Raw genomic sequence first — 275 nt, 5'->3', positions numbered from 1 at the left:
CGCTGATCCGCGGATCGCGTTTCCCGAATTGGGGGATCGTCTAGCGGTAGGACTACGGACTCTGACTCCGTCAACCCAGGTTCGAATCCTGGTCCCCCAGCCAAAAAAATCTGGGCCCCGACAGGGGCCCATTTTTTTGGCTGGGGGACCAGGAAACGGTGCCGCGCAGCGGCGCCGGTCATCCTGGTCCGAGATCTGGGCCCCGACAGGGGCCCATTTTTTTGGCTGGGGGACCAGGAAACGGTGCCGCGCAGCGGCGCCGGTCATCCTGGTCT

The 275-nt window shown here is 64.0% G+C and carries 1 tRNA gene; it reads left to right on the top strand.

Annotation, left to right across the window (positions count from 1 at the left end):
• Window positions 1-29 precede the first annotated feature (29 nt).
• A tRNA-Gln gene (locus tag G6N75_RS04300) sits at window positions 30-103 on the top strand.
• Window positions 104-275 lie beyond the last annotated feature (172 nt).

The organism is Thioalkalivibrio sp. XN8, from assembly GCF_011058255.1.
Lineage (GTDB): Bacteria > Pseudomonadota > Gammaproteobacteria > Steroidobacterales > XN24 > XN24.
Note: the sequence above shows the minus strand (reverse complement) of the source record. Positions and strands in the feature narration are given on the sequence as shown.